The following is a 24,984-nucleotide window of genomic DNA, read 5'->3' as shown; positions in this document are numbered from 1 at the left end:
CAGTTAATACCGCCACGCAAAGCACGATGTGCACCTTGGATTGCTGTTCCCGCGACACTAGGTACACAGCTAAGGAGCCCAAGATGCAGCATTTTTCACTACTCGATCTTTCCCCCATCCCCGAAGGCAAAACCGCAGCCGACGCGCTTGCGAACACTGTGGACCTTGCCCGCGCTGCCGAAACGCAGGGCTATCACCGATTTTGGCTGGCAGAGCACCACAATATGCCCGGAATTGCGTCAGCAGCGACATCCGTCGTGATCGGTCATGTCGCCGCCGCGACCAAGACCATGCGCATCGGCGCAGGTGGGATCATGCTGCCGAACCACGCGCCACTAATGGTCGCAGAGCAATTCGGCACGCTTGCAACGCTTTACCCGGATCGTATCGATTTAGGCCTAGGGCGCGCGCCCGGTACGGACATGCAGACGGCCCGCGCTTTGCGCAGGCACATGGCGCCCGAGGATAGCTTTCCACAAGATGTGCAGGAACTGATCGCCTATCTTGGGGATGATCCGACGCCTGTCCAGGCGATCCCAGGCGCAGGAACTAACGTGCCCGTTTGGATTTTGGGTTCAAGCCTTTACGGTGCTCAACTAGCTGCGCATTTGGGGCTACCCTATGCATTTGCATCGCACTTTGCCCCCACAATGCTGGAACAGGCAATTGAGGTTTATCGCGGCACATTCCGCCCATCAGAGTGGCTGGCAAAGCCATACGTCATGATGGCGGCGGGCGTGTGCGCCGCAGACACCGATGAACGGGCGGCATATCTGCGCACGTCGCAACAGTTGGCCTTTGCCCGGCTGCGTATGGGCAAGCCCGGCAAACTGCCGCTTCCAGTGAATGACATTGCGACCGAAGTACCTGCCCAAGTCCTCACGCAGGTCAATGCCGCGCTTGGGTGTTCTGCAACCGGGTCAGCGCAGACAATCAAAACCCAACTGCAAAGCCTGTTGGATAGCTTTCAACCAGACGAGCTGATGGTGACGGGTATGATCCACGAACACAGCGAACGACTGCGTTCATTTGAAATCGCAGCAGAGGTTTTACGCGATCTTCAGGCCGATTAACGAAAAATCCCCGCCCTCTATGGGGCGGGGATCAAAGTCTTAGCTTAATGCTGCGTCACAACGTCCGCACACACCTTCGTGTGTGTGCGTGCCAACGTCGGGCAGGATTTTCCAGCAGCGCTGACATTTGTCGCCCTCTGCACGGGCAAAGACGACGGCAACATCTGCGACTTCATCCAGTGCAAACGCATCCGCTGGCGCTGCGTCTGTCGACACGTTGATGCCAGAGGTAATGCACAGATCATCAAAGCTGACGGTCTCAAGTACTTTGGCGACGTCGGCAGTCACAAACACAGTCGGCGCGGCCTCAAGCGATGCACCGATAACCTTGTTTGTACGCTCTACCTCGAGCGCACCGGTCACCACACGGCGTACCTGACGCACAACAGCCCATTTCGCGGCCAATGCGTCGTCGCGCCATGCGGCAGGTGTCTCGGCAAAGTCTTCAAGGTGGACAGAGCTGTCATCACCCGGGAAGCGTTCCAGCCAGACTTCTTCCATTGTGAAGGTTAGCATTGGGGCCAACCATTTCGTCAGGCGGTGGAACAAGATGTCCAGAACCGTACGCGATGCACGGCGGCGTGCTGTATCGCCGTCGCAGTACAGCGCATCCTTGCGGATATCAAAGTAGAACGCGGACAGTTCAAGCGTCGCAAAGGTAAATACCGCTTGGAACACACCTTGGAAGTCGTATTTCGCATAGCCTTCCCGCACCTGTTCATCCAGCTCGGACAAACGGTGTAGCAACCAACGCTCTAGCTCTGGCATATCGGCAGGCTCAACGCGGTCAGCTTCGGTAAAGTCCGCAAGCGAACCCAGCATAAAGCGTAGCGTGTTGCGCAAACGGCGATAGCTGTCTGCCACACCTTTGAGGATCTCGTCGCCTATGCGATGATCGTGTTTATAGTCGGTCGTCGCCACCCACAGGCGCAGGATGTCTGCACCGTATTGTTTTACGACCTGCTCAGGAACGATTGTGTTGCCCAAGGATTTGGACATCTTTTCGCCCTTGGCATCCAGCGTAAACGCATGTGTCACAACCGCACGGTACGGCGCGTGGCCGATCGTGCCGCATGCCTGCAACATCGACGAATGGAACCAACCGCGGTGCTGATCCGTACCCTCAAGGTAGACATCTGCCATCCCGTCTTCGGACCCATCTGGACGGTCACGCAGAACAAACGCGTGGGTCGAGCCAGAGTCGAACCAAACATCCAGAATGTCGAACACTTGATCATAGGCATCATGATCAACGTCATTACCCAAGAACCGCGCCTTAGCACCATCCGCATACCAAGCATCCGCACCGTCAGCATCGAACGCCTCGAGCACGCGGGCGTTGACTGCCTCATTGCGCAGCAAGAAATCCGGATCAGTAGGCAGCGCACCCTTTTTGGTGAAGCAAGTCAGTGGCACACCCCACGCACGCTGGCGTGACAGCACCCAATCAGGGCGCGCTTCGATCATGGAGTACAGACGGTTGCGGCCCGTTTGCGGGGTCCAAGTGACCAGTTCATCGATGGAACGCAACGCACGTTCACGGATTGTCGTGCCGTATTGGTCTTTGCCATCACCAACAGCCTTATCCACCGCAGCAAACCATTGCGGCGTGTTGCGATAGATTACGGGCGCTTTGGAACGCCAAGAATGCGGATAGCTGTGTTTGATCACGCCGCGCGCAAATAGCCCATCAACCTCGGCCAGTTTCGACATGACGGCGGTGTTCGCGTCGCCTTCCCAAGGGTTGTTCTTGTTCTTTTTGTTTGGTTTGTCGCGCAGGATTTTCGCTCCACCAAAGAATGGCAGATCGGCACGCAGTGAACCATCTTCCATCACGTTGTAAGTGATCACCTGTTCCAACATACCCAGATCGCGGTACAGCTCGAATTCGTCCATACCGTGGGACGGTGCACAGTGCACGAAACCTGTACCTTCATCTTCGGTCACAAAAGGCGCTGCGCGGAAATCGCGGGCATCATCCCATTCGCCATCACTGCCTTCAGCACCCGCAAGCGGGTGGGACAACGACGTACCAGACATATCGCCAGCGTCGCTTACGCGAGTGAACTGCTCAATGCGTGCCTTTGCGAAAACTGCTTCGGCTTGCTTATCGGCAAGGATGTAACGTTCGCCTTTGCGCACCCAGTTATCTTCTGGGGCGTCAGAGACTTCGTAGACACCGTAAGAAATGGTTTCAGAATAGACGACCGCCTTGTTCGACGGGATGGTCCAAGGCGTCGTTGTCCAGATCACAACGCTTGCGCCTTCAAGGGCTGCGTTATTCGTTTCGCGCACAGGGAACTTCACCCAGATCGCAAAGCTTTCCTTATCAGCGTACTCCACTTCGGCCTCGGCCAATGCGGTTTGTTCAACTGGCGACCACATCACGGGCTTGGAGCCCTGATACAATGTGCCGTTCATCAAGAATTTTTGGAATTCCTCAGCGATGACTTTTTCCGCGTGGAAATTCATCGTCAGATAGGGCTCATCCCAATTGCCAGTGATCCCGAGACGTTTGAATTCATCGCGTTGGATATCAACCCAGCCTTGGGCGAACTTGCGACATTCCTGACGGAAATCCACAACATCAACGTCGTCTTTATTTTGACCTTTGTTGCGGTACTGTTCTTCGATCTTCCATTCGATCGGCAGCCCGTGACAATCCCACCCTGGGATATAACGTGCGTCACGGCCCATCATCTGGTGCGAACGTACTACCATATCTTTCAGGATTTTGTTCAGCGCATGACCGATGTGCAGGTGACCGTTCGCATAAGGCGGGCCATCGTGCAGTGTGAACGGTTTACGTCCATCTGCCTTTGCACGCAGCTTTTCATACACGCCGATCTGCGCCCAACGGGCCAGCCAATCGGGTTCACGTTTTGGCAATCCAGCCCGCATCGGGAAATCAGTGCGTGGCAGGTTCAATGTGTCTTTATAGTCTGTGGTCTCGGCGCACATGTGGAGCGTCCTTCGAAATTCAGGAAATCATAGAGTAAGGAGCGGTGCGCATACGCCGACACCATTTTCCCGGCTGGCTTGAGGCAATCAAACCGCCGGGCAGATAATGCGTATGATCATCATGCTCAACTTCATGAAGCTGCTTATAGGCAGGGTCGCAATGGTGGTAAAGGGTCGTGTTTGCAGACGTCTGTGTCACCTACAAAGTTTCAATTCATTGTGGCATCTTCGAAAACCTGCGACGGTTTCACCATTGGCTCTTAGGGAAATTTTCAATGCCACTAGATGACAAGACGTTTATTTGGGCCGTGAAGTGCCTGATCGGCGAAATCTCGCGAGACATGAGAATGGTCGTGTTGCGTCTGGATGGCCTATCCGCCAAGTTCAGATACTATCTTGACCGCGAACCCAATGATTTCACGCGTGAAAGAGCCGAAATCATAGCGGTAAACTTTGACTCAGGTCTAAGTTATGCCCTCGATCATCTTGATATAGAATTGGTGTATTCGACTGAGCCTTTGGGGCGGCTTGATAATCTTGATGTGGTTCTGTTCCGTAGATGGGAGAACGATGCTGGTGATACGACACCTGATGAATAATTGGATCACCTTGAATTCATGCGGACAAGCATCTTGTACACATCCCTTGCCAGCCGTGATTTGAGCTGCTACCCACGCCGCCATGACTAACATGATGACGACAACCATGACCAAGATGACCACCGCTCTCGCGGGGGAATGTTTGGTATGGGCGCATCTCAGCTAACCTAAGCCAAACAAAAAACCCCGCCGGACTGGACGGGGTTTTGTTTTAGTTAGCCCCGTCTTCCAAAACACTAAAGGAAGACTACACCATGAATGCCCATAATCGCCCCGCCCCCGAAAGCGATGCCCCTGTTGTTGCAATTGTTGGCGCAACAGGCGCTGTTGGCCTTGCGCTGATCCACAGCCTTGAACAACGTAACTTTCCGGTGGGCGAATTGCGTCTACTGGCCTCAGCCAGGTCAGCGGGGCGAAGCATGTCGTTTCGCGGAAACAAGGTTCCTGTGCAGGAACTGACAGAAGACAGCTTTGCAGGCGTCAATATCGCGTTCTTTTCTGCCGGTGCTTCGATTTCACGCAAATTCGCGCCACTTGCCGTGGATGCGGGCGCACAAGTGATCGACAACTCTTCAGCATTCCGGATGCAAGATGACGTTCCCCTGATTGTGCCAGAGGCAAATGGCAAAGAACTGGACGCCGCCCCGCGTATTATCGCGAACCCCAACTGTATCGCGGCGATCCTAACAACTGCGCTTGCCCCGCTACATGAACGCTGGTCCATTACACGCCTGTCCATGTCCACATATCAGGCAGCATCTGGTGGTGGTGCCGAAATGATGGAAGAACTACGCGAAGGCACGCGCGCGCATCTTAACGGCGAAGAGTTCGAGCCTAAAATTCTTCCCCATTCATATGCATTTAATATCTTTAGTCATAACTCTGATGTGGACCCGGAAACCGGATATAATGGCGAAGAACTCAAGGTTATCGCCGAGACACGCCGTATTCTTGGCCAACCGGTTCTTCCGATTAGCGTGACCTGTATTCGTGTTCCGATCTTGCGTGCGCATGGGATTTCATTGTCGATCCGATTTGACGAACATGTAAACACAGCCAGTATTCGCAACGCCCTGAACAGCGCACCGGGTATTCGTGTCGTCGATGATCGCGAGGCGAACCATTTCCCAATGCCATCCGAGGCTTCAGGCGAACAGGATGTGTTGGTCGGTCGTATCCGCGACGATCTGGGTGACCCATCAGGCCGCACTTCAACCATGTTTATTGTAGGCGATCAGTTGTTGAAAGGTGCGGCCCAGAACGCTGTGCAAATCGCCGAGGCTTTGCGCGCCAAAGCTGCCGCCTAGCGACAATAAGAACCGCTTCGATACCGCGCGGTGTCGAAGTGGAAATGATCGAGATGAAATCGGTTTGCTTCGGGGCCAAGAACGGTCCCGAAGGGACCACATGCTGCCCGCCACATCTGGCGCAACTGGCGACCATCGCTAGAACTGCCCCAGCCAGACAGCACCGTAATTTCGCTGCCGTCTTGTAGACCAATGCCTGCGATATCGATTGCACGCCCGTTTGCATGTTCCGATAGCCGACCATTCGCGGCATTATTCCGGTTGCGACACGCATAATGCGAAACGACGCGCAGGCTAGCAATACCGCCACCTTCGTTGCCCACTGAGGGGATTGCACCGCGATTAATCCAGCGTTTCAATGCAGCGGCCGTGCGGCAATCCATAGTCGCCGCAGGACGCAAGGCGACCCCGGCAACCGACCGAACCCTTACCGCGTTGGAAACGCCGCAGGCACCCGGCCCTTCGACCCGCCCAAGTGATTGCCCTTGAATCGCAATGTCGTTGCAGACCTGACCACGCAGCCGCGCCAATCGGCGTTCGGTCGCGGCTCTTTCAATTGAGCCGGGGCGTTTTGCGGGGCGCAACGATCCGAAAACAGCGTACGGGCTAATTGCAAACATCCCGCGCTCTGCACGCGCTTCTGCTTTGGTATGGGCGCCGTGCGCCATAGCTCGCCGATCATATGGCCGCGCAACCGGGCGCATGATTGGCGGCGGAACTAAAGTACCCCGTGCCACGGGGCGCAATACAGGCGCGTCATCTTGGGCGGCAGCCACGCCAGTCCAAAGGACCAGCATCGCTATCGCTAAGCGCATCACTTTGACTTTACCGCGCTGCGGCCAAAATCCGGCGCATCGGTATCTTGACCGGCTTCAATAATCGAACGCCGGATTGCCCGTGTGTGCGTAAAGTAATCGAACAGATGATCACCGTCGCCTTGGCGAATAGCCCGCTGAAGCGCGAACAGTTCCTCGGTGAAACGACCCAGAATTTCAAGCGTCGCTTCTTTGTTGTTCAGGAACACATCGCGCCACATTGTCGGATCCGACGCCGCAATACGGGTAAAGTCCCGGAAACCAGCTGCCGAGTATTTGATTACTTCGCTGTCTGTAACGCGGCTAAGATCATCGGCGACACCGACCATCGTATAGGCGATCAGGTGCGGGGTATGGCTAGTGACGGCCAAGACCAGATCATGGTGATCCGGGTCCATCTCATCAACATTGCTGCCTATACCACGCCACAGATCAGCCACGCGATCAACCGCTGCACGATCAGAACCTTCGACAGGCACGATAATACAAAAGCGGTTGTCGAACAGTTCTGCAAACCCCGACCGAGGACCAGAATGCTCCGTCCCTGCCAGCGGGTGTGCAGGAATAAAGTGAACCCCTGCGGGGATATGCGGTGCCACAGCATCAATCACGGTACGCTTCACAGAGCCCACATCACTGACTGTAGCGCCCGGTTTTAATACCGGGCCAATTTCAGCAGCAACGGCGCCCATCGCACCAACAGGCACACACAGCACCACAAGATCGGCGCCTTCTACGGCCTCTGCAGCACTATCGCAAACACGATCACACAGCTTAATCTCGCGGGCGATATCGCGCGTTTCTTCGGACCGTGCGTAGCCGACGATTTCACCAGCGAGTCCAGCGCGGCGCATCGCATGACACATAGACGAAGCAATGAGGCCCAATCCGATAAGGGCTACTCGACCATAAACTTGGGTCACTTCACGGCCCCCTTAAATTGTGCAACAGCGTGAACAACCCGGCGACATGCGCTTTCGTCGCCAACAGTAATGCGTAAGCAATGTGGTAATTTATATCCGGCGACCTTGCGCACGATGATGCCAGCCTTACGCAATGCGTCGTCGCATGCATCTGCCTCTGTCTCATCCGCGAAACGGGCCAGAACAAAGTTAGCCGTAGAGGTATCAGACGGCACACCCAATTCAGCAAGGGCCGTCGCCATCCATTCACGCATACGCGCATTATCAACACGGCATTTTTCTGTATAGTCGGTGTCGCGGACTGCAGCCTCTGCCGCCGCAAGCGCAGCAGACGACATGTTAAACGGCCCACGAATGCGATTCATCACCTCGATGATTTCGCGCGGACCATAGCCCCAGCCAACACGCATTCCGCCAAGACCGTAAATTTTTGAAAACGTACGCGTCATGATGACGTTATTGCGTGCTTCGACCAATGCGAGGCCAGCATCGTAAGCGTCAACATATTCGGCGTAGGCACCATCAAGCACCAAAATCGCCTGCGAAGGCAGTCCTTCGGCAAGACGCGCCAATTCAGACTGACCAATCATCGTGCCAGTCGGGTTATTCGGGTTCGCGATAAAGACCAATTTGGTCCGGTCGTTACATGCCTCTAAGATCGCATCAACGTCAGTCACGCGTTCTCGTTCGCGCACCTCAACCGGCGTACCACCCGCGGCCAGCGTCGCAATCCGGTAGATCGCAAACCCGTGTTCAGTGTGGATCACCTCGTCGCCGGGGCCAACGTAGCATTGGCACATAAAGTGCAAAATTTCGTCCGATCCGACGCCGCAAATGACCCGGTCAGGATCAACACCCCAAACATCGCCAATGGCGGTCCGTAGACCAGCGTGATCAGTGGATGGATAACGGTGCAACTGGTGAACAGCCCGCGAAAACGCTTCTTTGGCCGCATCGCTGGGCCCAAGTGGGTTTTCGTTTGATGAAAGCTTTAGAACATTACTTACGCCATCAAGATGCGAAACGCCGCCTTCGTAAAGAGCAATGTCCATTATACCCGGTTGCGGTTTAATACCGTCAGCCATTTTACCCTACCTTTGTCATGTCGCATGTTTCTAGCGCCCTGATCGCGGGCTGACCAGAGACAAGGCGCATACAGGGGCATTCCCGGCAAAATTTCCACATGCGCCGCAACAGTTTTTTAGATTTCAAGACACCGGACAAACGGCAAACACAAAAGGCCGCACCAAATGGCGCGGCCTTTCGTATTGAAGTGCAAGAACTGATTAGTTCTTAGCGTAGAATTCGACGACCAGGTTTGGTTCCATTGTGACAGGGTATGGCACGTCGCCCAGTGTTGGGGTGCGTACGAATGTCGCTGTCATTTTGGAGTGGTCAACGTCAATGTAGTCAGGAACGTCGCGCTCTGGCAGTTGTGAAGCAACCAGAACCAATTCCATTTGCTTAGATTTCTGACGAACTTCGATCACGTCGCCTTCTTTTACGCGGTAAGAAGGAATGTTCACTTTCTTGCCGTTCACAGTCACGTGGCCGTGGTTCACGAACTGACGTGCAGCAAAGACAGTTGGTACGAATTTGGCACGGTAAACAACTGCGTCCAAGCGGCGCTCAAGCAGACCGATCAGGTTTTCACCTGTGTCGCCTTTTACACGCTCGGCTTCGCCGTAGATGCGACGGAACTGTTTCTCAGTCAGGTCGCCGTAGTAACCCTTCAGCTTTTGCTTTGCGCGCAGCTGTGTACCGAAGTCGGACAGTTTGCCCTTACGACGCTGACCGTGCTGGCCGGGGCCGTATTCACGACGGTTTACTGGGGACTTAGGACGACCCCAGATGTTTTCGCCCATCCGGCGGTCAATTTTGTACTTGGCAGCGGTACGTTTAGTCATACGCTGATCTCCTTCTTTGTATTGCGAAGGGCGTTGTCCTTTTTTCCGGATTTTGCCGGAACGACAGGGTTCCTCTTGCGAGGTCCACCAACACCAATGAATGGGCGGCTTATAGAGGCTGCTCAGGCACTGTCAACGCCAAAGTATCAACGTCTAAATGTGGCACACAACGGCCCTATGAAAGCACATTTTGTGTCCCATTCTAAACATATCAAAATGGTAATGTGTTCTTAAGGCAGTGATGAGGATCGCATGCCGTGTGTCACGAGTGGTTTGTTAACTTCACGAGTTAAATCCTGTTAAAGAGTATGGCAAGCATGTGGCGACAATGTTATCCCACATGCTCGCTCTTCCCCATTGCACCACAACACAAAATTGGTGATGCATGTCTCATGGAAAACACATCTCTTTCACCAAAGCCTTTTCATTTTGCAGCTGCCTTTGGCGCGGGCGGTTTGCTGACGCTGATGATATTGTGCAATGGCACCCTTGCCGCATACGGATCGCTGTTTTTTGCATCCTGGGTGCCGCATCTGGCTGGCAGCATTGTCGCGCTGATTCTTCTGATGGCTTTGCAACCAGGTAGGGCCACAAAGGCCCGACCGCCGATATGGGCATATCTAGGGGGCGTGTCCGGTGGCATAACCGTCATGTTGACATCAGCGACCATGAATACAGCGCTTGCATTGTCAGGGACCATCGCCCTTGGACTTGCAGGCCAAGTCCTGTTCAGCCTGTTTGCTGATATGCGTGGTTTGTTTGGATTGCCCCAGCGAATGCCATCTCAACGTGATTACATATCGCTCACCCTGATCATCGCGGGCAGCCTTGTGTTAATCTTTTTCGGAGGCGAAGCATGATTGTCTACGCCGCGCTTGCAGTCATTGCCGGGTTACTGGTCGGGCTAAGTCGCCAAATCAACGGAAGATTGGCGCTTTCGACCTCTGCGATGGAATCGTCTTTCTGGAACCACTTTGTTGGGTTCGTATTTATCACATGTGTCGCGCTGATTATCGGTGGCTTATTCGCAGGAGAGCCACAAGAATCGCCTTGGTGGGCGTATCTAGGTGGACCGATCGGCGTGATCTTTATCGCGGCTGGCAGCTGGTTGATCCCACGCATTGGGGCTGCACAAACCGCGATGCTGATTATCGCAGGACAAATGATTTCAGGTGTTGTGCTAGATATTGTGATGGGCGCAGCGGGCAGCCCGTGGGCCCGGACGCTTGGCGTTGCGCTGATTCTTTTGGGGATGTGGACATCACGATCAAAACGGCCAAACACCATAACAAAACACACTCATAGCGACAACTGAAAAGAACAGCTCAACCCAATATGGGTCATTCCCAGTTGGCAATATTTGGCGCAGTGCTGCGCATTTTGCCGCCATACGTATTCACCGCAGATGGACGTTATTTTTGCGACATGGCAGTTGGTCCTTGTTTGAAAACAAAACTGGAAAATTCAAAATGAACAACACACTAAAGCTGTCTGCAATTATCGCATTCGCATCATTCGCAACAACTGCAGCTGCTGAATGCACAGAAGCTTCGGTTCAAGAAAAAACAATGGAAATTTCCACTGGGATGCAGGCGCTTGCCGCGACGAACCCTGAAAAGATGATGGAAATCTCTAACGAGCTGCAGGCCGCTATGACAGAAGCCGCTGCTGCGGAAGACATCGAAGCTGTTTGTACTTCTTTGGACGCTATTTTGGCTGACATGAACGGCTAAGCGTATCCGTGACACCCCGGGAATGACCCGGGGTGTCACATCTTAGATCTCTTTGCGATCGTCAACGACACCAAGTGCGGCAACACCAGAATTACCTAATTCAACTGTCGCGAATGGCCCGCCCAAACACATGTTCGCCGGGTCTTTGTTATCTAGCGGTGGCGTGTCCGCCAAAATCTCTTTGGCAAAGACCTCGGCGTTGTCTTTGGGACGATAGCCCAGATGCGCGGCTTTGCTGTTGTCGGCAACGATCCGGTCGTTGTTGGACAGCCCCCAGACCTTTGTGAAACCGACGACAGGCGTATCAATTGAACGCTCAACAAGGTGGATCAGGTCATCATAAGAAAGCCATGTCCCAAGGGCACGCGCATTATTGACCTGCGCCGCAGAGAATATCCGCATGCAAACAGCTTCAACGCCGCGCTTATCCCAATACAGGCTTGCCAAATCTTCGCAGAAGCATTTCGCCAGACCATAGTAAGTGTCCGGCTTGTGAGGTGCATCCAGATCAATCACGTCGGTTTTTACGTGCATCCCAACCGCATGAACAGAACTCGCGTAAACAACGCGACGCACGCCTTTGCGATATGCTGCTTCCCAAACATTGTACGCTCCAATGATGTTGGATTGCAGGATGTCATCCCATGGTGCCTCATCCCCGATTGCACCAAAATGCACGACCATATCGGCGCCCTCGAGGATCGTTTCCATCGCGGCCAAATCGGTTAGGTCGGCCTGAACGTATGTTTCACCGGGGTAGGTTTTGCCAATCGCTTCGGCGCGGTCTGTAGATACCAGCTCATCGCACATCTTTGTCAGCGGCTCGCGCAGGTATGATCCCAATCTGCCTGCGGCCCCGGTTAGTACGAGTTTTTTCATGTCTTTTCCTTATCAATCGATTGACGCATCTGCGCCAGCAAGCTGTCTGTCGCTTTTGCCAAAAGCCCCACATCGGTGCCACAGGCAACAAACGAAAAACCGTCATTTAATAAATCTGCGGCCATCGCTGGATCAGTGACCAAGGTCCCCACCGGCACGCCCATATCCATCAGCTTGCGTGCAGCAGGCATAATCCGCGCCCAAACATCAGGGTGGAGCGGCTGGCCAATCATTCCCATGTCGGCCGAAATGTCAGCCGGCCCAAAGAACACGCCGTCCACACCTTTAACGCCGCTGATTTCCTCTGCCTGATCAAGCGCGGAAGATGTTTCGATCTGGATCAGCACACACGTCTGGGATTCAACTTGTTCATAGTAATCCGTAACGCGACCAAAGCGGTTTCCACGTGCGGCCCCTGCGACACCACGAATGCCGTGCGGCGGATAGCGGGTTGCTTCAATCGCGGCACGTGCTTCATCCGCGTTTTGAATCATAGGGAAAAGTATCCCTTCTGGTCCCAAATCAAGCAGCCTTTTGACAATGACTGGGTCATTCACCGGGGTCCGTACGATCGCGGTTGAATGGTATGGCGCGATAGCCTGCAACTGACCTAGCACCGTCTGCATGTCGCCGGGCGTGTGTTCCAGATCAACCACCAGCCAATCAAATTCAGCGGCAGCGACGACTTCGGCAGAATAAGGGCTGGCAAGGCTCACCCAAAACCCGACCTGTTTTTCGCCCGCCTTTAGACCGGCAAGAAAGCGGTTGGTTTTCATCTTCATATCACGGCCTTTTCGACAAACCTGGTGCCGTTCACGATGCGATCGAAATGGAACGGCGTCAGGTCCAGCGTACGGTATTCACCATGCGCGATCCACTCTGCTGTGCCGCGCCCCATTGCCGGAGACTGTTGAAAGCCGTGGCCAGAAAACCCGTTCACGAAAAGGAAGTTCGAGACTTCAGCATGGGGCCCGACAATCGCGTTCTGATCGAAGGTATTATAAGCGTAATGCCCAGCCCAAGAATTGCGCAGCTTGATCGCCTCGAACTGGGGAATACGATTAGCGAGGATTGGCCAGACCTTGTTTTCCCAAAGACTGTGGTCTTGAGTGAAATCGTTATAATCGACGGCAGGGTCTTCGCCCGGCGGGCAGCCTGCAAGGTAATAGGTGCCGTCTGTCCGCATATGAACACCAGACGGATCAATCGTCAGTGGCAAGTCACGATCGAGCGGCTTTTCAGCCTCGAATATATAGGTGTATCGCTTGCGCGGCTCGACCGGAATTTCGATACCAGCCATTCGCGATGTCAGAACGGCACGTGGGCCGCTGGCATTCACAATAGTCCCGCAGCCGATAACCTCGCCTGATTTTAGCGTCACTGATTCAACGCGGGTACCTGTGGCGTTCTTGGTCATCGCCACCACTTCGTTCGTTACGTATTCAACACCGCGTTCGCGTGCGGATCGTTTCCACCAATCAAACAGCGTATTTCCGTCGAAATACCCTTCGTCGATCAGATTGTGGTTACCCGCGATGATGTCATCAAGATTGTAGAACGGATATGCCGCCGCGATCTCGTCCCGGGTCATATGTTTTGTGCCAGCCCCACATGCAGCCTGCAATTGTTGGCTTTCGTGCAAAGTCGCCGCGAATTCGGCGTTATCCGCAAGATACATATAGCCGTAGCTTTGGATCGGGATGTTCGGCACGCGTTCATCGCCGCCCATGTAGCTGCGGAAGTTTTTCACGAAATCTGCAGCGAACTGTGAAATGCGCACGTTGATCTCACGACTGAATTGCTGACGCATGCATGAATTGGTGTGCGATGTCGAAGTGAATTCATATGTCGGATCACGTTCCACCACGAGGACCGAACCGTCGAAATCGGGATTATCCGATAGGAACCACGCCACCGACGAACCCAGCATCGCGCCTCCGACGATTACGACATCATATGTTTTCTTCACAGGTGTTTGCGTCATGCGGTTTCTCCCCGTGCAACGGTTTCCAAGATGTCTGTGACGGTTTGCGGGTCAAACCCATAATCTCTGACTGCGGACTCGGCTGAAATATATCCCCGGATCAAATCGCGCTTAACCAGTTCCGGATCACGCGCCGCTGCGGGACCATAGCCCGCGCCGCCCGGCAGCCCCAGCACAACACGTGTACCATCTGAAACGAACTGTTTTCCCTTGCCCTGCATTGGGGTGCCATCATCACGCGCAATTGTCGTTGGTGCACCGCTAGCGCCGCCTTGCCGACCACGTGCGGGGTGATCCACTCTGTCGAACATTGCCGAAAAATCAAACTCGTGACCATTGGACGCGCCGACCTCCATATATTGGCCAAGCCCACCGCGATATTGCCCAGCGCCACCGCTGTCAGCGCGTAATTCTTTGCGCCAGATAATCACGGGGCCTGTGTGCTCAGTCGCTTCAATCGGCATGGTCATCACCCCAGAAGGAAACGCCGTGGCGTTTAGCCCATCAACGGTTGGCCGTGCGCCTGCCCCACCAGAGTTAAAGGTCAGTACCTCAGACCGTGTTCCGTTGTGACCCGGCGCCGGGCGCAGGCTGACTTGGAAATTACACAGACACCCTGCCCCTTCGGAGGGAACAGTAGCAGGCAAGATTTTATCAAGTGCATCATAAACTGTGTCAGGGATCATATGGCCAATGATATGGCGCAACGCGACCGGTGCCGGATGCACCGCGTTTACGATACTGTTCACTGGGGCCGTGACCTCAAACGGGGCAAGAGATGCCGCGTTGTTTGGGATTTCAGGCGCTATCGCACATTTTAAGGCATAGCAGGCGTAGGCCTTGGTATAGACCAGCGGAACGTTGATACCCTTTTTATCCAGCCCAGACGTACCCGCAAAATCGCAAATCATCCGATCCTTTTCGATTGTCAGCTTGACGCGCAGATCAATCGGCGCATCAAAGCCATCAATGGTCATCCCACCGTCAGCCGAAGCCTGAGGTAGCCCCGCGATCCGTTCAAGCGTAGCCCGCCGAGAGTTGTCGAGGATAAAGTCACCGATACCGCCCAAATGAGACAGGTCAAATTCATCCATCATCTCAGCGAGGCGGCGCTGGCCGATCTCGTTACAGGTAGCAAGCGCATACATATCGCCAACTAGTTGATCGGGTTCACGCACATTGCCGCGCACGATGCGGATCAAGGTTTCATCGACCGTACCACGTTCCACGAACTTCATGATCGGGATATAGATCCCTTCTTCGTACACGCTAGCCGCGTCGGCACCAAAGCCGCGTCCGCCAATGTCCACCACATGCGCCGTGCACGCAAAGAACCCGACGTGGTTACCGTTATGAAACGAAGGTGTCACGACCGTGATGTCGTGCAAATGCCCGGTCCCTTCCCAAGGATCATTGGTGATATAGACGTCACCTTCAAAGATATTTTCGCGACCAATACGCCGAATGAAATGCGCCACGGCGTCGGCCATTGCGTTCACATGACCCGGTGTTCCCGTTACCGCTTGGGCCAGCATCAGACCTTCGGCGTTATACACGCCCGCCGAAAGATCACCGGCTTCTCGTACGGACGTTGAAAACGCGGTGCGCACCAGCGCCTGCGCCTGTTCTTCAACGATTGAGATCAGGCGGTTCCACATAACTTGGTAGGCGACATTGCTCATGACTGCACCTCTGTGATGTCGATGGTTCCATCAGGACGCGCGATGGCACTTCGGCTGGTGGGGACCACGATGGTCGTTTCGTCTTCGGTTATCAAAGCAGGTCCCTGAACGACCGCCCCCGGCACGAGGCTATCGCGCAAAACGACGACTGCTTTGGCAACCTTACCCAATGCAGGATCAAACAGATCGCGCTGCCCCGACACCGCAGCGTTGCTGTCGTCCGGCGTCGCGGTCAACGCATCGGCAACGGCTGCGTCAGTCGTGGCGTTCACGGCCCAAACAGTAATTTCGATATCCATCCCTGCAACGGTCCGCCCAAACAGCGCTTCGTATTCGGCCTCAAACAATGCTTGGAATGTCGCGGGATCAGGGTTCATTGCTTGGTCAGCGGTCAAGCTAATCGGGATTTCCCATCCTTGACCCGTGTAGCGCATATAGACCTTAAATTCAGAATGGATCGGTGCAGTGGCATCGCATGTACGCACAAAGCCTGTCGCCTCGCTTTCCATGTCAGAAAGCAGGGTTTTGACGATGTCAGGGGCGAAATCCGACAGCTTCATATACACGCTGCGCGTCACTTCAAAGCTGAACGGGGCGCGCAAAAATCCGATCGCCGACCCCACCCCTGCCCCAGTTGGCACCAGCAGCCGTTTCACACCTAGCTTTTCACACAAGCGCCCAGCATGCAGTGGGGCTGCACCGCCAAAGGCAATCATCGTATAATCGGCAAGGTCTTCGCCATTTTCGACGGCGTGCACTCGGGCAGCATTTGCCATGTTTTCATCAACGACCTCGGCCAACCCATAAGCCGCAGTCAGCGCATCCATGTCGAGAGGCGCGCCCAGTTCATCCAATGCAGCGTTAGACGCGTCCGAATGCAGTTTGATTGACCCACCCGCAAAGTTGTCTGGGTCCAACTTGCCGAGAGTGAGATCAGCATCAGTCACCGCCGGGCGCGTGCCGCCGCGGCCATAACACGCTGGCCCCGGTTCTGATCCGGCGCTTTCTGGACCAACGCGAATTTGGCGCATCGCATCGACATGGGCCAAGCTGCCACCGCCCGCCCCGATCTCGACCATGTCGATCACAGGGATAGAGATCGGCATGCCTGATCCTTTTTTGAAACGATATGTACGCGCAACCTCGAACACTCGTGCCGTTTTGGGGGTTTGGTCTTTGATCAGGCAGATCTTGGCAGTCGTACCGCCCATATCAAAAGACAGCACCTTATTCAGACCATAACGCGCAGCAATATTGGCCGCGAAGACAGCACCACCAGCAGGGCCAGATTCGACCAAACGCACGGGGAATTCTGCTGCGCTTTCAAGGCTGATAATCCCACCACCCGAATGCATCAAAAAGATCGGACATACCGCGCCTTCTTCGGCAAGGCGCCCTTTCAGGCGGCCAAGGTAGGACTTCATCAATGGTTTGATATAGGCATTCGCAACGGTCGTATTAAACCGTTCATATTCACGCAACTGCGGTGACACCTCGGACGAGATCGACACCATCACGCCGGGCAGTTTTTCGGCCAACACATCCCGGATCATCCGTTCATGCGCGTCGTTCAGGTAGGCATGGATCAGTCCAACCGCGATGCTTTCAAACCCCATCGGGGCAAGCTGAGCAGCCAGCGCCTCTACCTCTGCGCGGTCAAGCGGGATCAAAACGTTGCCCTGCGCATCCATGCGTTCGGACAGCGTAAAGCGATGTTGCCGGGGTAACAGCGGTTCTGGCAATGTCAGGTTCAGATCATATTGCTCAAAACGGCTTTCGGTACGCATTTCGATCACATCACGAAAGCCTTGGGTCGTAATCAGCGCTGTCTTTGCGCCACGCCGCTCAATCAGCGCATTCGTGGCAAGCGTTGTGCCATGAATGATTTGTGAAACTGCTTCGGGCGCGATGCCAGCCTTGGCACAGACCTGATGCATCCCATCGATGATCGCGTTTTCAGGGGCGGCATATGTCGTCAAAACCTTGGTCGAAAACTGATCTTTGCCGACTTCCAATACGACATCCGTAAAGGTCCCGCCAATATCAACGCCAAGTCGGATGTGATTTTGCATAAACGCGGTCCCCAAGCTGTTCACAAGGAAAGGTTAGGCCGCGCCACCCATCACCACAAATTGTTTAATTGGATACATATAATAAATTTTTCTGATCATAGTGGCGCGCGACACGAACCGCGGCGTCAGCACAAGCCACAACAGAATGCGCCGCCCGTTCCGCATCGTATCGTGCATAAAAATCAAGCGGCGCTGGCGACCAATCGTACCGGATTTCGCATAGGGCACCCCGTGCCAGTTCACCCGCAACCATCGCCCTAGGCAAAGTAGCGATCCCCATACCATCCAGCGTCATGTGCAAACAGGCTGCAAGGTTGCTGGACGGCACCAACCGCACGTCCAAATCACGTTGCATGGCAAAATGGGCTGAAACCTCTTCGAATAACCGGGTATTTCGCGCGTGCGTCAGGATTGGATGCTGTGCCAAATCTTCGGCAGTGGCGATCCCCCCCGGTGCAATCTCAGGTGCGGCCACCCAGACCATATCATATGACCCTAGTGTAATCTCGCCGCTCGACATTCGGCTGAACGGCCCATTTTGCAGGGCAAGATCAAGCGTCCGTTCTGCCAGACCCTTTTCAAGGTTCACTGACAGATCGACGGTTAGCTCAACCACTAAGTTTGGATAATCGTCTTTCAGAGCACGCAAATAGTCACGCAACCACGTGTGAACGATCATTTCGGTCACCCCAAGGCGCAAGGTCCCCGACAACAGCCCCTTTTGATCAGCCGCAACAACCAACGCCTCAGTCGCATCCAAAACCCGCCGTGCATGCGAAAGCAATTCCTGCCCTTTACGGGTCAAACGAACTGACCCGGCATCGCGGGTCATCAATTGTGTATTCAGTGCGCCCTCAAGGCTCGCAATACGTGCAGATATATTCGGCTGCGTTGTATTCAGTCGCTCTGCCGCGCGGCGAAAGCTTTGCATATCAGCGACCCAAACGAAGGCTTCAAGCTGCTTAAGGTTCAGGCGCAATTTCAGGCTCCGGTTTCAGGGCTAATCAGCGTCGCGAAAAATCGCGTCTTGCCTAAGCATGCACCCGAACAATCGGTGTGTCACCTCTAGAGAAAACCGAAAACTTGCCGCCCCTAAATCGTGGTGCCCCACGACGAGCCTTCCCGGGCTTAGAACCTGAGGCAAACGAAACCTGCGACCCGCGACTTGCACAAAGAAATGGTCGCTTTTGAACAGCAGCGCTTGGGCAGTTGCCTCAACTCGCAAGGCCATACCGATGCCATAACCAATGTATTCTTCTAGACCAGTCGGGCCGGCAAACCGCTTAGAACTATGTACCACCTGCGGAAAGCCACGGGCGCGGCCATACTGCCTGATCCAGAATTGGCCGTCAGTCACACAGTCTTCGGTGACGATCACAACGGCAGGCTGATGCAAAGAACTGCGGTCAAACGGAAATGGTGCACCAACCAGCCGGGCGGCCTGCGCTAATACCCAGCCAGCCAAATTCATCCGCATTGCAGTCACGACACCTTGGTAAGCAACACTATCCCCGCCCTTCAGGCGCTTGCCGAACCGTTTACGAACGGCAACGGGCAATAGCGCCCATGCCTGCGGGCCCAGTAAGTTACGAAATCGGTCATCGGCAAGTGGGGGATCAACCGGTATCGGTGGTGGAGGAGCATTTTCGACATATTGAACAAGCTGCATAGCGCGTTCCTAACTCAGCACCCCACCTGACCGCGGTGGGTTATTTTCCTTTGCCGCCCGCAAATTTGAGCAGCTTAATCACCTTGTCCCCAAGCCCCATCAGCCTGATAAGCTGTGCCTTGGGAACGCCAAGCATCTGGTCGTACCAACGCGTCGTCGTGGACAGGAAATTCTGCATATCCTGCAAGCGCTGCAGTGCAACCGGATCAACATCCCCGTCGACCTCAGCACGCGCGACGCATTGATCAATCGCGGAAACCGCAGGATCAATCTCGCGCTCGCGACGGCCCTGCGCGATGCGCATAGCCATCTCCCAAACGTCCACCTCGGCTTCAAAATGTTCCCGACGATCACCCGCAATCGGAACGCGCCTGATCAAACGCCATGCGACCAACTCCTTAAGTGAGTTCGACACATTAGACCGCGCAATACCCAGAGCCTCTGAAATTTGTTCTGCATTCATCGGCTTGGTCGCAAGATACAACAAAGCATGGATCTGCGCGACCGAACGATTAACACCCCACTGGCTGCCCATATCACCCCAATAAAGGATAAATTGATCAACTGCTTCCGGGCGATTTATTTGTGTAACTTCTGTCATAACAGAAATATACGAAATGAGCACATCAATTGCAAGGATTTCCGCAAAAACCGGCCTCAGTCGGCCTGCGCCAAAAACAGCGCACAAAATCGCAATTTCTGCTTGTGATCCGATCTTCATTGCTGATAGACTGCGCCAGCGGAGACGTGGCCGAGTGGTCGAAGGCGCTCCCCTGCTAAGGCAGCGCACACTCTGGGTAAGCCGCTGAAATTCAGCGGCTTTTTTGTTTCTCTGATTGCCGATTCCCAAATTTTTCCCATCACGGTTTGAACTCCCATCCATGTGCCCGTAGCCGGACCGCGAGATCTGCTGTCGGATACTTGCGATAGCGTCGCGCCATTTCGGCATCGCTCCAGCCACCGCGATCGATCAAGCGGTCCTGATCCCCGACCTGCGCACTGAACCACGTCGCCCACGTGTGTCTGAGGCTGTAGAAGACAAACTTTTCATTGGATGCATCCGTCTCTGGTAGGTCAGCAGCGTCACAGAGCTTGTGAAACTGTCGGATAACCCAAGTCCAAAGCGCTTTCCCTGTAAGGGAAATTGACCAAATGTTTCCCAAACCCAGTGCCATTCTGTGCCACTCAGGGCCATTTCGAGGGTATTTTTGCCCAGGCAAGAAAATTTTAAAACCGGAGGTTTTCGCCTTGTAACCCTTATGTTTTGTTGGCTATACGCGTCGGTGGAGACGTGGCCGAGTGGTCGAAGGCGCTCCCCTGCTAAGGGAGTAGGCGGGAAACCGTCTCGAGGGTTCGAATCCCTTCGTCTCCGCCAGAAACCCCTGTGTTCAATGCATTTTTTGCAAAAAACACGAGGTTTCCACGGTTTTACCTAACGAAGCACAACATCTTGCCTCAATCCACCACAACAAGTTTGTGGGGTAATTTGTGGGATGAAAAAATGGATGGTTCTTACGTAGACACGGGTCGCTTGGGCAAAAAGTCTGGGCCTCACATTGAGAAACGGCTGACTGCGGCGTTTGTGAAGGTGGCCCCTGCGGGGCGACACACTGACGGTGGAGGGCTGTACCTCCAAGTTGATGACTCCGGTGCGAAGCGCTGGCTTCTACGCATCACTGTGAAAAAGCGAAGACGAGACTACGGCTTGGGGTCTGCGACAGTGATTTCGCTGGCAGACGCCCGCGCCAAAGCCTTCGATATGAGGCGTGTTGCTGCATTGGGTGGAAATCCGAAAGCCCACACGCGAGCCGTGGATGGGAAAGACCTTACCTTTGAGGTGATGGCAAAGCGGGTACACCAACGAAAGTTTGGCGACCGTTTGAATAACGGCAAGCATATCGCTCAATGGATAACGAAGAGCGCCGCCTTGTGTATTATGTTCCTTCCGGCAAATACTGGAAGGAAGAAAGCCGTTTTGACCCCGCGGCCATAGATGCGCTGGATGCAGTGTGGCTTAGGTCAGTCCGTGATCCTCAAACAAAGCCTTTAGGTCTGCTTCGGGGCGTGCGCCGATGTGGCTGATGACTTCGGATGCTGCGATGTTGCCCATCTTGCCGCATGTTTGCAGGTCATAACCGTTTGTCAGCGCCCATAGGAACGCGCCTGCGAATAGGTCGCCCGCGCCGGTCGCATCGACGATTTGCGTGGGTACGGCAGGTACGTGCCAGCGGTTGCCGCCTTCTAGGATGTGAACGCCGTTTTCGCTGTCCGTGCAGGCGACGACGGCGACTTCGGCAGCGGCCTTAGTGAGTGCAGATTCAAAATCATCGGTTTGGTACATGGACAGCATTTCCGCACGGTTGCAGAACAGCAGGTCGATGTGATTTTTGATCATATCGCGGAAAGCGTCGCGGTGGCGGTCGATGCAGAATGGATCGGAAAGCGTGATTGAGACCTTGCCCCCTGCCCCTTTGCAAGCGTTGATCGCTTTGGCAAAGGCGGCGTGGCTGTCTGGCCCGTCAAAGCGATAGCCTTCGAGATAGATCCATTCGGCCTCGGCCATCTGTTCTTCGTCGATGTCATCGGGTGATAGAAATTCGGTCACGCCGAGGTAGGTGTTCATTGAGCGTTCACCATCTGGCGTCACGATAACAATGCAGCGTCCTGTTTCAGCTTCTTCCGACTTTGGCGCGAGCGCTGTTTCGTAAACTGCCCCCTGCGCACGTAGGTCGTGTGCAAAGATCGCGCCAAGCTGATCGTCTTTGACTTTACCAACATAGGCAGTGCGCCCGCCCAGATGCGCGATACCCGCGATGGTATTCGCAGCTGATCCACCGCTGATTTCCTTCGCAGGACCAACGCTCGCATATAGCGAAACGGCACGATCCATGTCGATCAGTTGCATAATCCCTTTACCGATCCCGGCCTCTTCTAGGAATGCATCTTCGGCACGGGCCAGAACGTCGACCATCGCATTGCCGATACCGACAACCTGAAACTTTTTCATAGGTTTTTATCCTCAAATAGACAGAGATCGCGGATTAGACAGGCCGCGCATTTGGGTTTTCGGGCGACGCAAGTATAGCGCCCGTGAAGAATCATCCAGTGGTGGGCGTGCTGCTGGAAGTCAGCGGGTATATGGTCTTCGACGGCACGTTCGACAGCATCGACGTCTTTACCGACAGCAACACCACTTCGATTACCAAAGCGAAAGATATGCGTGTCGACCGCCTGCGCAGGCTGGTGCCACCACATGTTTAGAACGACATTCGCTGTTTTGCGCCCTACACCAGGTAGCGACTGCAGTGCCGCCCGAGAGTTCGGGACCTCTCCGTTAAATTCATCAACGAGTATCTGGCTCATTTTAATGACGTTTTTTGCCTTTTGTCGAAACAGCCCGATGGTTTTGATGTGTTCGGTCAGACCTTCCAAACCAAGGTCGAGCATCTTTTGCGGCGTGTCCGCGATCTTGAACAATTCGCGGGTTGCTTTGTTCACGCCCACATCAGTTGCCTGAGCAGATAGTGCAACAGCAACAACCAATGTGTACACGTTCACATGCTCAAGCTCACCTTTCGGCTCGGGCTCAGCGTCGTGGAAACGCGTAAAGATCTCTCGGATCGTGTGATAATCAAGCTGTTTCACCATTCAGCGGGTATGCCTTTTCATGACAAAGGGGGCAAGCCGCAGATGCGCAATATTCGGGTCGCACGTTGGGGCAGTTGTACCTAGATTACACCTATGGAACACACAGAACCCTACCACTATCAGGTCATGCGCCGTGCGATTGATGCCATTGACGCTGCTGGCGATACACAGCTTAGCCTTGCTGATCTTGCCGCTGACATGAACATGAGCCCTGCGCACTTTCAGCGCCTTTTCTCAACGTGGGTGGGTGTTTCGCCCAAACGCTATCAACAGTACCTGACACTGGGCCATGCTAAAACGCTCTTGCGCGACCGTTTCACTACACTTGAGACGGCACATACTGTCGGTTTGTCTGGTAGCGGGCGGCTGCATGATCTGTTCGTTCGGTGGGAAGCCATGAGCCCCGGCGACTATGCCCGCGATGGTGCAGATTTAACCATCCGGTGGGGCTGGTTCGAAAGCCTCTTTGGTCCTGCTTTGGTCATGGGCACGGATCGTGGCATTTGCGGGCTGGCTTTTGCGGCCGAGGCTGGACCAGAGCCAGCAATGGCCGATATGAAATCCCGCTGGCCCAAGGCGGCGTATGTCGAAAACCCAGAACTACTGACCCCGTGGGCGACTGCCGCGTTGGGTATGACTGGTGAAACCCGGCTTCATATGATCGGGGCACCATTTCAGCTGAAGGTATGGGAGGCATTGCTGAGCATCCCATCAGGTCACGTGACGACCTATTCTGAAATCGCCCAATCCATCGGCAATCCTAAAGCCGTTCGCGCGGTTGGCACTGCGGTCGGGCGTAATCCTGTTAGCTTGCTGATCCCCTGCCATCGGGCGTTACGCAAGTCCGGTGCGCTTGGCGGCTATCATTGGGGGCTTCCAGTGAAGCGTGCGATTCTCGCTTGGGAATCTGCCCGCGCTGATGCGACCCCTTAATTTTAGGCGGAACCATTCCTATGACGAATGCGTTATTGGATAACAGTGGCAATGAGATCATAAGCTGCGTTATCCAGAACGCGCAATTTGCGCACCCATATCGAATGGAACCGAAACGATGAAATTTTCAAAACTCCCTCTTGTTGCAGCTGCTGCTTCGCTAACTCTTGTTGCGGCTTGTGAACCTGGCGGACCCAACGAATACCAAAAAACACAGCAAGGTGCCTTGATCGGCGCATTGGGCGGTGCCGCAGTTGGCGCGCTCGCGAATAATGGCGGATCAAACCGTGATCGGAACCAAGCAGCCCTCGTCGGTGCCGCGCTCGGTGCAGGTGTGGGTGCAGGCATTGGTAACAGCCTTGATAAGCAAGCCGAAGAACTGCGCCGCCAACTGCGTAGCGATGTAGGCGTATCAAACAACGGCACCGACCTCCGCGTTGTTCTCTCCCAAGATCTGTTGTTCGCGACTGACAGCACCGCCGTTTCAGGCGTATCACAGAATGAACTGCTGATCGTCGCGCGTTCATTGAACAATCACCCGAACACAACAGTGAACGTCGTTGGGCACACCGACAACACTGGCGCCGCAGCCTACAACTTTGACCTGTCGCAACGCCGCGCCCAAGCGGTTGCATCAGTTCTGCGCAGTGGTGGCGTATCATCGTCACGCATCCGCGCAATCGGCGCCGGTGAAGACCAGCCCGTTGCGTCAAACCTGAACGCATCAGGTCGCGCCGCAAACCGCCGGGTTGAGATCATCATTACACCAAACGGCTAAACGCCCATTGGGATGACTAAT

General features: G+C 54.6%; 25 protein-coding genes and 1 tRNA gene. 10 read left to right on the top strand and 16 right to left on the bottom strand.

What is annotated here, in order from left to right:
• Positions 1–83: 83 nt before the first annotated feature.
• The gene (locus CLV80_RS03295) at positions 84–1,073 is read left to right on the top strand and encodes an LLM class flavin-dependent oxidoreductase (RefSeq protein ID WP_106354792.1); all 990 of its coding nucleotides are present in this window, start codon (positions 84–86) and stop codon (positions 1,071–1,073) included.
• Between the two features lie 39 nt (positions 1,074–1,112).
• Here the strand turns inward: CLV80_RS03295 and ileS are convergent, their stop codons facing one another.
• Positions 1,113–4,034 (bottom strand): isoleucine--tRNA ligase, encoded by a 2,922-nt coding sequence (gene ileS, locus CLV80_RS03290; RefSeq protein WP_106354790.1) that lies wholly within the window; start codon positions 4,032–4,034, stop codon positions 1,113–1,115.
• 275 nt (positions 4,035–4,309) lie between these two features.
• On the opposite strand from ileS, the gene CLV80_RS03285 reads away from it, so the two are divergent.
• Positions 4,310–4,633 carry a MafI2 family immunity protein gene (locus tag CLV80_RS03285; protein WP_106354788.1) on the top strand — a complete coding sequence of 108 codons (324 nt, stop codon included), beginning with the start codon at positions 4,310–4,312 and terminating at the stop codon, positions 4,631–4,633.
• A gap of 254 nt (positions 4,634–4,887) precedes the next feature.
• Entirely contained in the window at positions 4,888–5,940 is a 1,053-nt protein-coding gene (locus CLV80_RS03280; RefSeq protein ID WP_106354786.1) for an aspartate-semialdehyde dehydrogenase, read from the top strand.
• On the opposite strand, the gene CLV80_RS03275 is transcribed toward CLV80_RS03280, so the two are convergent.
• The 4 genes from CLV80_RS03275 to rpsD all read right to left on the bottom strand — a co-directional run bounded on the left by CLV80_RS03275 (position 5,937) and on the right by rpsD (position 9,585).
• The gene (locus CLV80_RS03275) at positions 5,937–6,755 is read right to left on the bottom strand and encodes an extensin-like domain-containing protein (RefSeq protein WP_106354783.1); all 819 of its coding nucleotides are present in this window, start codon (positions 6,753–6,755) and stop codon (positions 5,937–5,939) included. The genes CLV80_RS03280 and CLV80_RS03275 overlap by 4 nt on opposite strands.
• A complete protein-coding gene (locus CLV80_RS03270; RefSeq protein ID WP_106354780.1) occupies positions 6,755–7,678 on the bottom strand; it encodes a prephenate/arogenate dehydrogenase family protein in 924 nt (307 codons plus the stop codon). The genes CLV80_RS03275 and CLV80_RS03270 overlap by 1 nt, the downstream gene beginning before the upstream one ends.
• Complete coding sequence (gene hisC / locus CLV80_RS03265) at positions 7,675–8,763, bottom strand: histidinol-phosphate transaminase (RefSeq protein ID WP_106354777.1); 1,089 nt, start codon at positions 8,761–8,763, stop codon at positions 7,675–7,677. The genes CLV80_RS03270 and hisC overlap by 4 nt, the downstream gene beginning before the upstream one ends.
• Before the next feature lie 201 nt (positions 8,764–8,964).
• On the bottom strand, positions 8,965–9,585 hold the full coding sequence (gene rpsD, locus CLV80_RS03260) for a 30S ribosomal protein S4 (RefSeq protein ID WP_106354775.1): 621 nt from the start codon (positions 9,583–9,585) through the stop codon (positions 8,965–8,967).
• A 392-nt stretch (positions 9,586–9,977) separates the two neighbouring features.
• Between rpsD and CLV80_RS03255 the strand changes: the two genes are divergently transcribed.
• From CLV80_RS03255 to CLV80_RS03245, 3 genes are all read left to right on the top strand, one after another.
• Positions 9,978–10,445, top strand: coding sequence for a DMT family transporter (locus tag CLV80_RS03255; RefSeq protein WP_106354773.1), 468 nt, complete (start codon positions 9,978–9,980; stop codon positions 10,443–10,445).
• The gene (locus tag CLV80_RS03250; RefSeq protein WP_106354770.1) at positions 10,442–10,900 is read left to right on the top strand and encodes a DMT family transporter; all 459 of its coding nucleotides are present in this window, start codon (positions 10,442–10,444) and stop codon (positions 10,898–10,900) included. The genes CLV80_RS03255 and CLV80_RS03250 overlap by 4 nt, the downstream gene beginning before the upstream one ends.
• 154 nt (positions 10,901–11,054) lie before the next feature.
• Entirely contained in the window at positions 11,055–11,318 is a 264-nt protein-coding gene (locus tag CLV80_RS03245) for a hypothetical protein (RefSeq protein WP_133169740.1), read from the top strand.
• 42 nt (positions 11,319–11,360) lie between these two features.
• Here CLV80_RS03245 and CLV80_RS03240 read toward each other — a convergent pair whose 3' ends face one another.
• From CLV80_RS03240 to CLV80_RS03200, 9 genes are all read right to left on the bottom strand, one after another.
• A complete protein-coding gene (locus CLV80_RS03240; protein WP_106354766.1) occupies positions 11,361–12,197 on the bottom strand; it encodes an NAD-dependent epimerase/dehydratase family protein in 837 nt (278 codons plus the stop codon).
• A complete protein-coding gene (locus tag CLV80_RS03235; RefSeq protein ID WP_133169739.1) occupies positions 12,194–12,979 on the bottom strand; it encodes an HpcH/HpaI aldolase family protein in 786 nt (261 codons plus the stop codon). Before CLV80_RS03235 ends, CLV80_RS03240 begins: the two co-directional genes overlap by 4 nt.
• Positions 12,976–14,181, bottom strand: a complete 1,206-nt coding sequence (locus CLV80_RS03230) for an NAD(P)/FAD-dependent oxidoreductase (protein ID WP_106354764.1) — start codon at positions 14,179–14,181, stop codon at positions 12,976–12,978. The genes CLV80_RS03235 and CLV80_RS03230 overlap by 4 nt, the downstream gene beginning before the upstream one ends.
• Complete coding sequence (locus CLV80_RS03225) at positions 14,178–15,863, bottom strand: hydantoinase B/oxoprolinase family protein (protein WP_106354762.1); 1,686 nt, start codon at positions 15,861–15,863, stop codon at positions 14,178–14,180. The genes CLV80_RS03230 and CLV80_RS03225 overlap by 4 nt, the downstream gene beginning before the upstream one ends.
• Positions 15,860–17,935: a hydantoinase/oxoprolinase family protein gene (locus CLV80_RS03220; protein WP_106354760.1), complete on the bottom strand. Its 2,076-nt coding sequence runs from the start codon at positions 17,933–17,935 to the stop codon at positions 15,860–15,862. Before CLV80_RS03220 ends, CLV80_RS03225 begins: the two co-directional genes overlap by 4 nt.
• Before the next feature lie 64 nt (positions 17,936–17,999).
• The gene (locus tag CLV80_RS03215; protein WP_106354758.1) at positions 18,000–18,914 is read right to left on the bottom strand and encodes a LysR family transcriptional regulator; all 915 of its coding nucleotides are present in this window, start codon (positions 18,912–18,914) and stop codon (positions 18,000–18,002) included.
• Positions 18,915–18,935: 21 nt separating this feature from the next.
• Positions 18,936–19,604: a DUF4166 domain-containing protein gene (locus CLV80_RS03210; RefSeq protein ID WP_106354756.1), complete on the bottom strand. Its 669-nt coding sequence runs from the start codon at positions 19,602–19,604 to the stop codon at positions 18,936–18,938.
• 40 nt (positions 19,605–19,644) lie between these two features.
• A complete protein-coding gene (locus tag CLV80_RS03205; RefSeq protein ID WP_243394390.1) occupies positions 19,645–20,325 on the bottom strand; it encodes a GbsR/MarR family transcriptional regulator in 681 nt (226 codons plus the stop codon).
• A gap of 139 nt (positions 20,326–20,464) precedes the next feature.
• Complete coding sequence (locus tag CLV80_RS03200) at positions 20,465–20,779, bottom strand: tyrosine-type recombinase/integrase (RefSeq protein ID WP_106354754.1); 315 nt, start codon at positions 20,777–20,779, stop codon at positions 20,465–20,467.
• 110 nt (positions 20,780–20,889) lie between these two features.
• Here CLV80_RS03200 and CLV80_RS03195 point away from each other — a divergent pair.
• Positions 20,890–20,979, top strand: a tRNA-Ser gene (locus CLV80_RS03195).
• Between the two features lie 9 nt (positions 20,980–20,988).
• Complete coding sequence (locus tag CLV80_RS18275; protein ID WP_207766495.1) at positions 20,989–21,597, top strand: Arm DNA-binding domain-containing protein; 609 nt, start codon at positions 20,989–20,991, stop codon at positions 21,595–21,597.
• A gap of 21 nt (positions 21,598–21,618) precedes the next feature.
• Here the strand turns inward: CLV80_RS18275 and CLV80_RS03185 are convergent, their stop codons facing one another.
• On the bottom strand, positions 21,619–22,611 hold the full coding sequence (locus CLV80_RS03185) for an adenosine kinase (RefSeq protein WP_106354752.1): 993 nt from the start codon (positions 22,609–22,611) through the stop codon (positions 21,619–21,621).
• Entirely contained in the window at positions 22,608–23,252 is a 645-nt protein-coding gene (gene nth, locus CLV80_RS03180) for an endonuclease III (RefSeq protein ID WP_106354749.1), read from the bottom strand. Before nth ends, CLV80_RS03185 begins: the two co-directional genes overlap by 4 nt.
• A 93-nt stretch (positions 23,253–23,345) precedes the next feature.
• Here nth and CLV80_RS03175 point away from each other — a divergent pair, with 93 nt between their 5' ends.
• A complete protein-coding gene (locus CLV80_RS03175; protein ID WP_106354747.1) occupies positions 23,346–24,185 on the top strand; it encodes a bifunctional helix-turn-helix domain-containing protein/methylated-DNA--[protein]-cysteine S-methyltransferase in 840 nt (279 codons plus the stop codon).
• Positions 24,186–24,303: 118 nt separating this feature from the next.
• Positions 24,304–24,963 carry a YiaD family glycine zipper/OmpA-like lipoprotein gene (locus CLV80_RS03170; RefSeq protein ID WP_106354745.1) on the top strand — a complete coding sequence of 220 codons (660 nt, stop codon included), beginning with the start codon at positions 24,304–24,306 and terminating at the stop codon, positions 24,961–24,963.
• The last annotated feature ends 21 nt before the right edge of the window (positions 24,964–24,984 follow it).

The organism is Yoonia maritima (assembly GCF_003003285.1).
In the GTDB taxonomy this organism is placed as follows: Bacteria; Pseudomonadota; Alphaproteobacteria; order Rhodobacterales; family Rhodobacteraceae; genus Yoonia; species Yoonia maritima.
The sequence above is the reverse complement of the archived record's forward strand: the minus strand, read 5'-3'. Positions and strand labels throughout refer to the sequence as shown.

Coding starts and splice junctions, on each gene's coding strand:
- CLV80_RS03245 (WP_133169740.1), top strand. CDS start 11,055: ATGAACAACACACTAAAGCTGTCTGCAATTATCGCATTCGCATCATTC.
- CLV80_RS03185 (WP_106354752.1), bottom strand. CDS start 22,611: ATGAAAAAGTTTCAGGTTGTCGGTATCGGCAATGCGATGGTCGACGTT.
- ileS (WP_106354790.1), bottom strand. CDS start 4,034: ATGTGCGCCGAGACCACAGACTATAAAGACACATTGAACCTGCCACGC.
- CLV80_RS03175 (WP_106354747.1), top strand. CDS start 23,346: ATGGAACACACAGAACCCTACCACTATCAGGTCATGCGCCGTGCGATT.
- CLV80_RS03250 (WP_106354770.1), top strand. CDS start 10,442: ATGATTGTCTACGCCGCGCTTGCAGTCATTGCCGGGTTACTGGTCGGG.
- CLV80_RS03200 (WP_106354754.1), bottom strand. CDS start 20,779: ATGGCACTGGGTTTGGGAAACATTTGGTCAATTTCCCTTACAGGGAAA.
- CLV80_RS03205 (WP_243394390.1), bottom strand. CDS start 20,325: ATGAAGATCGGATCACAAGCAGAAATTGCGATTTTGTGCGCTGTTTTT.
- CLV80_RS03230 (WP_106354764.1), bottom strand. CDS start 14,181: ATGACGCAAACACCTGTGAAGAAAACATATGATGTCGTAATCGTCGGA.
- CLV80_RS03280 (WP_106354786.1), top strand. CDS start 4,888: ATGAATGCCCATAATCGCCCCGCCCCCGAAAGCGATGCCCCTGTTGTT.
- CLV80_RS03210 (WP_106354756.1), bottom strand. CDS start 19,604: ATGCAGCTTGTTCAATATGTCGAAAATGCTCCTCCACCACCGATACCG.
- CLV80_RS03275 (WP_106354783.1), bottom strand. CDS start 6,755: ATGCGCTTAGCGATAGCGATGCTGGTCCTTTGGACTGGCGTGGCTGCC.
- CLV80_RS03285 (WP_106354788.1), top strand. CDS start 4,310: ATGCCACTAGATGACAAGACGTTTATTTGGGCCGTGAAGTGCCTGATC.
- CLV80_RS03170 (WP_106354745.1), top strand. CDS start 24,304: ATGAAATTTTCAAAACTCCCTCTTGTTGCAGCTGCTGCTTCGCTAACT.
- CLV80_RS03235 (WP_133169739.1), bottom strand. CDS start 12,979: ATGAAGATGAAAACCAACCGCTTTCTTGCCGGTCTAAAGGCGGGCGAA.
- rpsD (WP_106354775.1), bottom strand. CDS start 9,585: ATGACTAAACGTACCGCTGCCAAGTACAAAATTGACCGCCGGATGGGC.
- CLV80_RS03240 (WP_106354766.1), bottom strand. CDS start 12,197: ATGAAAAAACTCGTACTAACCGGGGCCGCAGGCAGATTGGGATCATAC.
- hisC (WP_106354777.1), bottom strand. CDS start 8,763: ATGGCTGACGGTATTAAACCGCAACCGGGTATAATGGACATTGCTCTT.
- CLV80_RS03295 (WP_106354792.1), top strand. CDS start 84: ATGCAGCATTTTTCACTACTCGATCTTTCCCCCATCCCCGAAGGCAAA.
- CLV80_RS03255 (WP_106354773.1), top strand. CDS start 9,978: ATGGAAAACACATCTCTTTCACCAAAGCCTTTTCATTTTGCAGCTGCC.
- nth (WP_106354749.1), bottom strand. CDS start 23,252: ATGGTGAAACAGCTTGATTATCACACGATCCGAGAGATCTTTACGCGT.
- CLV80_RS03225 (WP_106354762.1), bottom strand. CDS start 15,863: ATGAGCAATGTCGCCTACCAAGTTATGTGGAACCGCCTGATCTCAATC.
- CLV80_RS03220 (WP_106354760.1), bottom strand. CDS start 17,935: ATGCAAAATCACATCCGACTTGGCGTTGATATTGGCGGGACCTTTACG.